The sequence below is a fragment of the Nocardia sp. NPDC004340 genome, assembly GCF_053602575.1.
On the sequence record NZ_JBSGDW010000011.1, the window covers coordinates 82,129 to 93,794 of the forward strand.

Genomic DNA, 11,666 nt, shown 5'->3' on the forward strand with positions numbered 1-11,666 from the left:
AGCGGCTATTTCTTCTTGCCCTTGTTCTTTGCCTGGGCCAAGTCGCTGGCCGCCACCCTCTTCTCGGCGGGCGTCGCCTTCTTGTCGCCCAGCTGCTTGGCCGCCGCGCTGGCGGCCTTCTTACCTGTTGCCACGGTGTTCCTTTCGACCCGATACAGCATCCGATGATCTGCGCGCCCACCCCGACAAAGCTCTCGTAGAGAGCGCGGGCTCGACTGTGGCCCGCGCCACCGACAACACCCCGGAATCGGCCGCTTCGATACAGTGCGGTCGGTTTTCGCCGAAATCGATGGTCACCACCGAGAATCCGGAGTCCATGTGCCACCTCTCAACACCGAGGACACGCCGCTGGCGATGCTCACCCGATGCACGGGTCTCGACGAGCAACCTTCATAGATCTGTTCGATGCGGAGTGGACGGATGCGGGCAGGCGAGGCTTCGGCGGCCTGGGCGGGACCCACCGACCGGGCGACGACATCGCCGATGTCTCGGTCTTCTTGTTCGGGACCCCGGCGCAGCTGGCCTTCAAGGTCGGCGTGACCGCGACGAGCACCGTGATCACGCTCGGCACACCCGATTTCGCATGGCATGGGCACATCCGCATCCTGCGTATGGCGAATGAGATCCCCATCGCGGTGCCAATCGACCCGGAGGAGCTACGCCCGCGCGTCGCGTCCCTGCTCGAGATCCGGCGCGGCACATTCGGAATCTGCCGCTACTGCGGATCGCTGCGCGCACCCGAGGATGACGTCCCGACCTGCCACGGTTGCGTGTCACAACGGCTCAGTGTGGTCTGCCGACTCCGGCGTGCCGACGAAACGGCGCATGGGAAGCCGATCACATGAAACTGATTGACAATGCTTTCACTCAACACTTAAGGTGAGCGCTAACCAACTTGGCAGGGTTCGAGGGGCGTCGCCAGAGTGTTCGGCAAGTGACGGATCGTGCCAGATGCCGCGCTCGGATGGACCTCCGCAACCACCACGCTAAGTTGAATGCCAGACTGCCGGCCCGTCCAGGAGCATCAATTCAATGACCGTTGCCCAAGAGCCCGACCTCAATGTCGCACCTGGCTCGATTGTCGTGGTTCGTGATGAGGAGTGGCTGGTCACCTCGGTCGAGCACGGAGCCGACGGCGGTCTGGTGCGAGTGCGGGGGCTATCGGAGCTGGTCGCGGACACCACGGCGACCTTCTATGCGAGTCTCGATCGCATCGAAGTGCTCGATCCCGCCGATGCCGAGGTGGTGGCGGACGGGTCGTCCGGGTACCGGGATTCGCGGCTGTGGCTGGAGTCGCTGCTGCGCAAGACGCCGTTTCCGTATGGGGATCAGACATTGACGGTGTCGACGCGGATGCTCGCGGACTCGCTCGGGTATCAGCGGGCGGCGGTGGCGAAAGCGCTTGATCCGCAGCATATTCGGCCGCGGATCCTGCTGGCGGACGCGGTCGGGCTGGGCAAGACCCTGGAAATCGGGATGATTCTGTCGGAGCTGGTGCGGCGGGGGCGCGGGGAGCGGATTCTCATCGTGACGCCCAAGCATGTGCTCGAGCAGATGCAGCACGAGCTGTGGTGCCGGTTCGCGTTGCCGTTCGTGCGGCTGGATTCGGCCGGGATTCAGAAGGTTCGGCAGAAGCTGCCGGCCACCCGGAACCCGTTCACCTATTACAAGCGGGCGATCATCTCGATCGACACGCTCAAGAGTCCCCGGTACAAGGCACATCTGGAGCGTCAGCACTGGGATGCGGTGGTCATCGACGAATCACACAACCTCACCAATGTCGGCACATACAACAATGAATTGGCGCGGGTGCTGGCCCCGAACACCGAGGCGCTGATCTTGGCGTCGGCGACCCCGCACAACGGTAGCGATGAGTCGTTCGCGGAGCTGCTGCGGCTGCTGGATCCGACCGCGGTCGCCGCGGACGGCACTTTCACAGACGAAGACGTCCACACGCTGCTGATCCGGCGCCATCGCCATCATCCGGAGGTGGCGGCGGAGGTCGGCAGCGACTGGGCCGAGCGGGCCGAGCCGGTGCATCGGCTGGTCACCCCGTCACCGGCGGAAGACGCTGTGGCGCAGGAACTCTCCCAGACCTGGCTACATCCGAAGATCGGGCGCTCACCGCATTCGGGCGAGACCACGGCACTGTTCCCGTGGACGCTGGCCAAGGCGTTCCTCTCCTCGCCGGCCGCCTTGCGGGAGTCGATCATCCAGCGGCGCAACACCTTGCACAAGGATGGCGGCCCGCGCGGTCCCGAGCAGGGCGCCGAGCTGGCCGCGCTCGAGCTGCTGGCGGAGTTGAACGACAAGGCATTCGACTCGTCGGCGGGCAAGCAGGCTGCGCTGATCGAGCGGCTGCGCGAGATCGGCATCGGGCCCGCGTCGTCGATGCGTGCAGTGGTGTTCGGCGAACGTGTAGCAACCTTGAAGTGGCTGGCGGACACGCTGCCGGGCGCGCTCGGCCTGCGCCCGGAGAACGTCGTCATGTTGCACGGTGGGCTTTCCGATCAGGACCAGCAGACCATCGTGGACAACTTCAAGTTGGAGACTTCCCCGGTCCGGGTGCTGGTCACTGGCGATGTGGCGTCGGAGGGCGTGAACCTGCACGCCCACTGCCATCACCTGATCCACTACGACATTCCCTGGTCGCTGATCCGCATCGAACAACGCAACGGCCGTATCGACCGGTACGGGCAGCAGCATCCCCCGGTGATCTCGTCGCTGATCCTGGAACCGTCGGACCCGCAGTTCTCGGGCGATCTGCGCGTGCTGTCGAGGCTGCTGGAGCGGGAGACCCAAGCGCACTCCACCCTCGGTGACGTGGCCTCGTTGATGGGCAAACACAGTGTGGGCGAGGAGGAGTCGGCGATCCGCAAGGTGCTGGCGGGCCGCTACACACTGGAACAGCAGGTGCGGACCATCGACGAGGTGATCGACGGCGGCGGCGTGGACGCCTTCTTCGCCCAGTTCGACATGACCGAGGACGAGCCGCCCGCCCTGCCGGAACAGCCGCGCCAGAGCCTCTACGCCGACGACATCAGCTTCCTCGACGAGGCGTTGCGCGCCTCGTTCGACGACTTCCCGCACGCCGCGCCCGCCGCCGGCGGCGTCGGCTGGACGGTGCACGCCAATCACGGTATCGCCGAACTGATCCCGACCAAGGATCTCAGGCAGCGGCTCGGGCAGTTGCCGCAGAACTATCTGCAGGACGGCCGGATTCTGGAACGGCTGAAGCTGGCCACCTCCCCGCAGGTCGGCACTGCCCAGCTGGAGGCGGCCCGGCAGGGCAAGGGCATCAATGGAACGACCTGGCCGGAGGCGCATTTCCTCGGCCCGCTGCATCCCGTGCTGGATTGGGCCAGTGATCGTGCGTTGAGCGCGCTGGGCCGCAACCAGATCTTCGTGATCCGCGGCGAAGTCGACGTTCCGACGGTGCTGTTGATGGGCACACTCATGAACCGGCGCGGGCAGCTCGTGTCCCGGGTGTTCTCCACCGCTGAATTCCCGAACGCGAACAATCCGGCGTTCTGCCTCGTCGAAACCCTCGAAGATCTCGCCTTCCTCACCGCGGACACAGGTTTGAAGCCGGGTACGGCCAATCCGGGTCCGGTCGCCGACCCGCAGCGGTATCGGGCGCTGATCCCGGTCGCGGTCGACCACGCTGTCAACGCCATGAAGGTGACCCTCGACAAGCAGCAGGAATCCGCTGAGCAGCGGCTCGAGGCTTGGCGGCGGCGCGCTGCCCGCTGGCATTCGAGCGCCGAGCAGCTGGAACTGTCCGGCAGTCAGAAGAAGAAGGACGTGGACAAGCTGTCGCAGCGCATCGCCGAGGAGCAGAGGCTCGCCGAATCCCTCGCCCCCACACAGCAGCTGGTGCGTCCGCTGCTGGTGATCGTCCCCGCTGAGGAGCAGTGAGCATGGCCTCCTTCGATTCCATCGTCATCGGCGAGGACTGGATCAGCGAGCACTACTTCACCACCGATTCGGTGAAGGAATCCTTCCACGGCAAGGTGATGGAGCTGCGCAAGCTCTGGGACGCCGAGGCCAAAGAGGGCCGCGCCACGGTCCGGAGCACGCTGCTCGCGGCCTGCCGGGATCTGCAGACCGACCTGGCCGCACTGGCCGAGAATCCGGACGGCGCGGCGAAGGCGCACGCGGCGGTTCGCCAGGCCTTCGGGTACCAGGGCGAGCTGTCCGCGTTCATCGCCGAACGTGCGGGCTCCGACCTCGAGCTGCCCGACGCCCAACTGCCCGGCGTCTCGAATGTGCTTTTCCTGCAAGCCGATCCGGTCTCCTCGCTGGAGGATCTGCTCGATCCCGACACCGGCCGGTTGATCACGCCCGCCACCGAGGACGGCAAACCGATCCAATCGGTATCCAAGGCGGTGTCGGCGGCGTTCCGCTCGGACACACCGCCCGCGTTCGTGGTGGTGCAGGCCGGGCAGTGGATGCTGCTGGCCGAGGCCGAACGGTGGGCGGAGGGCCGGTACCTGGCCGTGGATCTGCTGGTCGTCGCCGAACGCAAGCATGAGGCGCGGGGCGGCGAGATCGACCGGGCCGCCACGATTTTCGGTGCGCAGGCGTTGAAAGCCGATGCCGACGGCAATATCTGGTGGACCGGAGTCCTCGAGGATTCGGTCAAGCACACGGTCGGCGTCTCGAAGGATCTACGCGAAGGCATCCGGCTGTCCATCGAGATCATCGCCAACAATGTGGTGGAACGCCGCCGCGCGCAGGAGCTGTCCATGGACGGCATCGACGGCCAGGACCTGGCCAAGCATTCCCTGCGCTTTCTCTACCGCATCCTGTTCCTGCTGTACGCCGAGGCCTCCCCGGAAATGCAGGTGCTGCCCACCGGCGCACCCGAATACGAGGAAGGTTACGGCCTCGACCGGCTGCGGGAACTGACCCTCACCGAACTGGCGACCGTCCGCGCCCGCACCGGCACCCACCTGTACGAGTCGCTCAAGCGGCTGTTCCACCTCGTCGAATTCGGCCACTCCCCCGCGGTGCGCGACCACGATGCCGACGACGCCGCACCCGGCCTGGTCTTCAACCCGCTGCGCGCGGACCTGTTCTCGACCGAGGCGACCGCCCTCATCGACGAGGTCGGGCTCAGCAACGAAGCGGTGCAGCGGGTCCTCGAACACCTCCTGCTCACCAAGGAGAGCAAGGGCCGCAAGGGCGGCGACCGCGGCTTCATCAGCTACGCCGAACTCGGCATCAACCAGCTGGGCGCGGTCTACGAGGGCCTCATGTCCTATACGGGATTCTTCGCCGAAGAGGACCTCTACGAGGTCGCCAAGAACGGCGACCCCGAAAAAGGCTCCTGGGTGGTCCCGGTCGACCGCGCCGATCACCTCTCCGAATCCGACTTCGTCCGCACCGAAGACCCCGACACCCACGAACCGCGCCCGGTCATCCACCGCAAGGGCACCTTCGTCTTCCGCCTCGCCGGCCGCGAACGCCAGCAGTCCGCCTCCTACTACACCCCCGAAGTCCTCACGAAATTCGTCGTCTCCCAAGCCCTCGAGGAACTCCTCGACCAGAACGACACCCGCACCACCCCCGACGAAATCCTCCAGCTCACCATCTGCGAGCCCGCCCTCGGCTCCGGAGCCTTCGCCATCGAAGCCGTCCGCCAACTCGCCACCGAGTACCTGAAGCGCAAACAAGAAGACCTCGGCAAACTCATCGACGCCGACAAATACGCCATGGAACTGCAAAAGGTGAAGGCCCACATAGCCCTCCACCAGGTCTACGGCGTAGACCTCAACGCCACCGCCGTCGAACTCGCCGAAATCTCCCTGTGGCTCGACACCATGGTCGCTGGCCTCCAAGCCCCCTGGTTCGGCCTCCACCTCCGCCGCGGCAACTCCCTCATCGGAGCCCGCCGCGCCGTCTACACCCCCAACCTCCTCGCCAAAAAAGCCTGGCTCACCACCGTCCCCGACGACATCCCCCTCGGCACCGACATCGGCACCGGCATCCACCACTTCCTCCTGCCCGCAGCGGGCTGGGGCGCGGTCATCGACACCGCCGAAGCCAAAACCTATGCTCCGGACAAGCGCGAAGAACTCCGCCTGTGGCGCAATGAAATCCGCAAGTCCCCCAACAAGGCCATCATCAAACGCCTCGCTGCGTTGGCCCAACGCGTCGAAACCCTCTGGGACTTCACCCTCCGCCGCCTCACCATCGCCGAATCCGAAATCCGGCGAGACCTGCACCTGTGGGAATCCGAACCGGTCGAGCACACCCCGGCGGTGACGCGCGAACAGATCGAAGATGTCCTCAACAACCCGAACGGGGCCTACCAACGCCTGCGCCGGGTCATGGACGCCTGGTGCGCCATCTGGTCGTGGCCGCTGACCACGGACAAGGAACCGCCAGACTGGGATACCTGGGTCGGTGGATTGGAGGCAGTACTCGGTATCGCACCGAAGGAAACCCTCGCCGAACGGCGCGGGCAGTTGAGTTTGGGGCGTGATACAAGCTGGCAAGAACTAGGTCTCGCCGAGGAGAACGACCTGCTGCTGTCACGCGCCATGCCGGTCGGGCACGCGTGGTACCAATTCCCCTGGATCGCAGTCGCCGAGGACATCGCGAAGCGCGCCGGATTCCACCACTGGGAGTTAGATTTCGCGCCGGTGTTCGCCCGTGATGGGTTCGACCTCCAGGTGGGCAATCCCCCGTGGGTGCGGCCGGATTGGGATGAGGCGGCGGTACTGGCTGAGCTCGACCCCTGGTGGCAGCTTGTCAACAAGCCATCTGAATCAGTCAAAAAACAAAAAGCAGCCGAGCTGATGACAATGGCGGGTGCCCGCATCACATTGCTTGATGAACGCGCCGATCAGGCCGGGCAGAAGGAGCACCTCGGTTCGAGCATCGACAGACCCGTACTGACAGGGCTTCAGCCGGACCTGTACCGCTGCTTCATGGAGCGCACCTGGCGATCGTCCTCCGCAGGAGGCGTAGTCTCGCTCATCCACCCGGAAAGCCATTTCACGGAGGCTCGGGCCAAACATCTACGAAAAGCAGCATACCGTCGCTTGAGAGAACATTGGCACTTTCGAAATGAGCTCAAGCTTTTCGAGATTGATCACCACATCTTCTTCGGCGTCCACGTGTACGGGGCTGACTCGGATGTGAACTTCAAAATGGCTGCGTCGCTCTACCATCCCGATACGGTTAGACGCTCGTTCGATCACGATGGCTCAGGTCGCACGCCCGGGATCAAGGACGACAAAGGCCAGTGGGATCTCCGAGCGCATTCCGAACGCATCGTCGAAGTCACCGAGGCTGGGCTCCAGAGCTGGGCGGCACTGATCGACGAACCCGGAACGGTTATCACCGAAGCACGCATGTTGTACCCGATAAACCGCGCGAGCGCGGCCGTACTGGACAAGATCGCCGCAGCACCTCGCCTCACGGAGATTGGGTTCGAATGGACAGCAGGATGGCACGAGACTGCCGATCGTAAGCTCGGCCTTTTCGAATCACGCTCCGCCGTCCCAAGCGACTGGGACGAGGTCATCTTCCAGGGACCCTTTCTGACTGTTGCGTGCCCGATTTACCAACAGGGCAACCCGACGATGCGCAACAACCTCGACTACTCGCAGGTCGATCTTGAGACCATCCCGCAAACTTTCATTCCGAGAACCAACTACCAGGTCGCCCGGCCGCTCTCCGAATACCAAGCGGCCTACCCGAAATGGAACGAAGAGCCGAGTTCCACGTTCTTCCGGCTCGCGTGGCGACGCATGGCCGACTCCGCGACGGTCCGCACGCTGCACTCGGCGATCATCCCTCCTGGCGCTTGCCATATCAACGGAGTCTTGAGCGCTTCATTTGCTAAGCCTGCCGATCTCGCAGTCGCGAGCGGTATATGGGCATCGGTTCCAGCCGACTTCTTCGTCAAGGCAGCTGGGGTGTCAGAGCTCAACCAGGGCATTGTCCGTCGCCTTCCTCATATCCGAAACCACCCACTTGAGCCCCGCTTGATCCTTCGTGTCTTGCGTCTCAACTGCCTGGTCGAGCCATATGCCCCGCTCTGGTCGAAGCTCTACGACCCCACCTGGGCAGATGACGCTTGGGTTCCAGACATTGGAGTCACTTATCTGGACGGTGCGGAACTTGGTGCTGTTAAGCAGGAGTGGACTTGGCAAGCCCCGCTCCGCAAGGACGCCGACCGCCGTCAGGCCTTGTTGGAGATCGATGCCATTGTCGCCGTCATGCTCGGCATAACCGCGGAGGAATTACTCACTATCTACCGGACCCAGTTCCCGGTCCTGCAGCGCTACGAACGCGAGGCGCTCTACGACGCCACCGGCCGCCAGCTTCCCACCAAACTCGCGTCCGAGTACCGCAAGAAGGGTGTTCTGAAGCCTGCTGATCTGACCGTTGACGGCATCACCTACCAGATGCCCTTTGTCGGCGTGGATCGTGAGAAGGATATGCAGCTCGCTCACGAGCATTTCTCTCGGATCGCGGCGGGTGAACAGCCGTGAGGCGCGGGCGGATCGACGCTGGTGGCGGATATACCATGTACCCGTTGTGGACTGTTGGTGGCGGTGGTTGGGCCGGGCAGGAAGTGGTTGGGACGTTCGCCTATATGCCGAACGTGTTGTGGATGCTCGGGGGTGAGTTCAATCGTCGGGGGGCGGAGGTGTTGCGGACGGTTGAGTTGGTGCCGGAGCCGCAGAATTCGCATGATCCGAATGCGGTGTCGGTTCGGTTCCAGGCAAAGACGATCGGGTATTTGCCTCGGGAGGATGCGGTTCGGTATCAGCGGCCGTTGCTGGAGTTGATGGCGGGCGGGTTCATTCCGACTGCTCGGGCACGGATTTGGGCTTCGGAGTACACCGACTGGGATGAGCGGGCACGGCAGCGGAAGACGGTGGCACGGGCTCAGATTCAGTTGTTCTTGTCGGGTCCGGAGACGATGGCGCCGCTCAATGATCCGCCCGCCGAGCCGTACACGATGCTGCCGGATGGGGGTTCGGTACAGGTCGGGAAGACGGGTGAGCATTTCGACTGGCTCGGCCGATATGGGCCGGGGAGCGGGTCGGCGCTGGTGCTCGTGACCCTGGTTCCCCGGGAGGAGCGGACCGCGCGGACGGTGAAGCGGGTGGCGGAGATTCGGCTCGATGGGGTGCGGATCGGGCAGTTGACGCCGGCGATGAGTGAGAAGTTCCTGCCCGCCGTGGATCATTTGCTGGCGCGCGGGCTGGCGGTGGTCGCGCCGGCGGTGGTGACGGCGTCGGCGGTGTCAGCCACGGTGTCGTTGCGGGCGAAGAAGGCGTTCGAGTTGCCGCCGGAGGTGTTGAACGGGCCGCCGGTGACGGTGCTCGCCCGGGGCATCGAACCACCGGCCCGTCCCGCGCCACCCGTCGCACCCGACGGGACCGACTCGATCAGTGCATCGAATCCGCCCGAGTTCCAAGGTCATCCGATCGAACTCGATGACCAGTTCGAACTCGATGATCCGGTCGCGGTCGCTGATCCCGACGATGAGGTTCAGACGGCGGTCACCGCGTCGGGCAGCCGGATCACCGTCACCGAATCACCCACCAGGAAGACCGTGGCGGTCGCCCTGGAATTCGCGCAGCCGCTCACCACCTGGCAGTCGCGGGTGGCCTCGGACGTGCTCACCACCGGGCGACGCCTGCTGGCGAATGGCAATGGCATGGATGCGCAGATTCCCGAGCTGACCGACTGCTCCCTGTTCGCGGTCGCACCGCTGGACCGGGCGCAAGCCTTCGTGGACGCGCTGATCGGCATCGACGACTCCGATTTCACCGCCGCCCAGCACTTCAACTCTCTGTAGAAGGGACGACTTCCACCATGGGGGACCCATTGCAGGATTCCGCGGGAGGGCCGATATGAGCCGCCGGCCGCACCCGACCCAGGTCTACCACATCACGCGCATCGAACACGTGCCGTCGATGATCGAGCACGGGATCCTCAGTGACACCCTGGCGACCGCGAAAGGGCTGACGAACATCCAGATCGGGCATCAGCACATCAAGGAGCAACGTGCCGCTCGCCAAGTTCCAGCCGGCCCGGGCGGAGTCGTCGCCGATTACACGCCGTTCTATTTCGCGCCGCGGAGTCCCATGCTGTACGCGATCCACCGGAACAATGTCCGCAGTTATACAGGCGGCTGCGACCGGATCGTGTACCTGGTCAGCACTGTGCAGGAGCTACGCGGGCGCGGGTTGGCTGTGGTCGGGACCGACCGTCACGCGGTCACCCGGTACACGCGCTTCACCTGCGACGACGGCCAGCTGACCGACTTCGTCGACTGGCCGCTGATGCGGCAGACCTACTGGAACGATGTGCCCGAGGACCCGGACCGCAGTGAGCGACGCCAGGCCGAGCTACTGGTTCACCAGCAGGTTCCCTGGGCTAGCATCCTCGGTATAGCGACCAAAACCGAAGCGGTTCACACCGAGGTCGAGGGCATAATCGCCGCCGGTGGCGCACAGACCCCAGCACGTGTCATACCCCAGTGGTACTTCTAGAGCATGGAGGAGCACATGATTCGAGAGGAGCACGGCAATCTCCTCCGCGCGGATGTCGACGCCCTGGTGAATACGGTGAATACCGTCGGGGTCATGGGTAAGGGCATCGCATTGCAATTCAAGCGTGCCTATCCACAGATGTTCGACGCGTACGAGCGTGCCGCGAAGTCCGGTCTGGTCCGGGTCGGTGAGATGTTCGTGTGGGAAACGGGGATGCTGGAAGGCCCCCGTTTCATCATCAATTTCCCCACCAAGCGGCATTGGCGGTCACCCAGCCAGCTGCCCGATATCGATGCGGGTCTGCATGATCTCGTCGACGTCATCGTCAAGAACAGTATTCGGTCGATCGCGGTGCCGCCGCTGGGGTGCGGGAACGGCGGCCTGGACTGGCGCGAGGTCGCCCCGCTGATCTGGCGGTCGCTGGGTCCGATCGCCGACACCGTGGATGTACTCGTGTATCCGCCCGAGGGCGCACCGCCGGCCGCCGACATGATCAATCGGACCGCACGGCCGCGGATGACCTCGGCCCGGGCGGCTGTCCTGAAAATCCTTCGGGCCTATGAGAATTCGTCCATGGGTGGTGCGACGCCGCTCGAAGTGCAGAAGCTGGTCTACTTCCTGCAACTGTCCGGCGCGAATCTGCGATTGGAATTCGCGAAGGGTTCTTACGGCCCTTATGCCGACAATCTGCGTAAAACGTTGCGGGAGATCGAAGGTCACTTCGTCACCGGTTTCGGCGACGGTAGCGCCAGGGCACTTGAAGCCGAACCTTTGTATGTCCTTCCCGAGGCTGTCGCCGAAGCCGATGAGCTGCTCGCCGACGACAGCACTACGACCGCCAGAGTCGACCGGGTCATCGCCTTGACCGAGGGATTCAGCAGCATGTACGGGTTGGAATTGCTGGCGACGGTGCATTGGGCTGCTGCACAAGGCGATTCACTGGACCCCGAGGAGATCACGCGGCTCGTTCAAGGCTGGAACGAACGCAAGGGCCGGATCTTCACGAGCGAACACATCGCCGTGGCGCTCGCACAGCTCAGCGAACAGGGCTGGCTCGCGGCTTCCTGACGAACTCCGAGTGAGATCACTAGTCACCGCATGTGTTTTGCGAATCCACGACGGGCAAGCGGCGTCCAGCCG

The 11,666-nt window shown here is 64.3% G+C and carries 7 protein-coding genes and 1 pseudogene; 7 read left to right on the top strand and 1 reads right to left on the bottom strand.

The window, feature by feature from the left end:
- Positions 1 to 5: 5 nt before the first annotated feature.
- The gene (locus tag ACWEOI_RS31075; protein ID WP_452361888.1) at positions 6 to 134 is read right to left on the bottom strand and encodes a hypothetical protein; all 129 of its coding nucleotides are present in this window, start codon (positions 132 to 134) and stop codon (positions 6 to 8) included.
- Between the two features lie 231 nt (positions 135 to 365).
- Here ACWEOI_RS31075 and ACWEOI_RS31080 point away from each other — a divergent pair, with 231 nt between their 5' ends.
- From ACWEOI_RS31080 to darG, 7 genes and pseudogenes are all read left to right on the top strand, one after another.
- Positions 366 to 845: a hypothetical protein gene (locus ACWEOI_RS31080; RefSeq protein WP_452361889.1), complete on the top strand. Its 480-nt coding sequence runs from the start codon at positions 366 to 368 to the stop codon at positions 843 to 845.
- Positions 846 to 1,032: 187 nt separating this feature from the next.
- Positions 1,033 to 3,918 (top strand): helicase-related protein, encoded by a 2,886-nt coding sequence (locus tag ACWEOI_RS31085; RefSeq protein ID WP_452361890.1) that lies wholly within the window; start codon positions 1,033 to 1,035, stop codon positions 3,916 to 3,918.
- 2 nt (positions 3,919 to 3,920) lie between these two features.
- Entirely contained in the window at positions 3,921 to 8,510 is a 4,590-nt protein-coding gene (locus ACWEOI_RS31090) for a DNA methyltransferase (protein WP_452361891.1), read from the top strand.
- A gap of 122 nt (positions 8,511 to 8,632) precedes the next feature.
- Positions 8,633 to 8,767, top strand: a pseudogene (locus ACWEOI_RS31095) (HIRAN domain-containing protein); the annotation flags it as partial.
- 177 nt (positions 8,768 to 8,944) lie between these two features.
- The gene (locus ACWEOI_RS31100) at positions 8,945 to 9,829 is read left to right on the top strand and encodes a hypothetical protein (RefSeq protein ID WP_452361908.1); all 885 of its coding nucleotides are present in this window, start codon (positions 8,945 to 8,947) and stop codon (positions 9,827 to 9,829) included.
- Positions 9,830 to 9,884: 55 nt separating this feature from the next.
- A complete protein-coding gene (gene darT / locus ACWEOI_RS31105; protein ID WP_452361892.1) occupies positions 9,885 to 10,526 on the top strand; it encodes a type II toxin-antitoxin system toxin DNA ADP-ribosyl transferase DarT in 642 nt (213 codons plus the stop codon).
- 3 nt (positions 10,527 to 10,529) lie between these two features.
- Positions 10,530 to 11,594 (top strand): type II toxin-antitoxin system antitoxin DNA ADP-ribosyl glycohydrolase DarG, encoded by a 1,065-nt coding sequence (gene darG / locus ACWEOI_RS31110; protein ID WP_452361893.1) that lies wholly within the window; start codon positions 10,530 to 10,532, stop codon positions 11,592 to 11,594.
- Positions 11,595 to 11,666 lie beyond the last annotated feature (72 nt).

What these genes read in the sequence shown, in the direction of transcription:
- ACWEOI_RS31080 (WP_452361889.1), top strand. Translation starts at nt 366, where the DNA reads ATGCACGGGTCTCGACGAGCAACCTTCATAGATCTGTTCGATGCGGAG.
- ACWEOI_RS31085 (WP_452361890.1), top strand. Translation starts at nt 1,033, where the DNA reads ATGACCGTTGCCCAAGAGCCCGACCTCAATGTCGCACCTGGCTCGATT.
- ACWEOI_RS31090 (WP_452361891.1), top strand. Translation starts at nt 3,921, where the DNA reads ATGGCCTCCTTCGATTCCATCGTCATCGGCGAGGACTGGATCAGCGAG.
- ACWEOI_RS31100 (WP_452361908.1), top strand. Translation starts at nt 8,945, where the DNA reads ATGGCGCCGCTCAATGATCCGCCCGCCGAGCCGTACACGATGCTGCCG.
- darT (WP_452361892.1), top strand. Translation starts at nt 9,885, where the DNA reads ATGAGCCGCCGGCCGCACCCGACCCAGGTCTACCACATCACGCGCATC.
- darG (WP_452361893.1), top strand. Translation starts at nt 10,530, where the DNA reads ATGGAGGAGCACATGATTCGAGAGGAGCACGGCAATCTCCTCCGCGCG.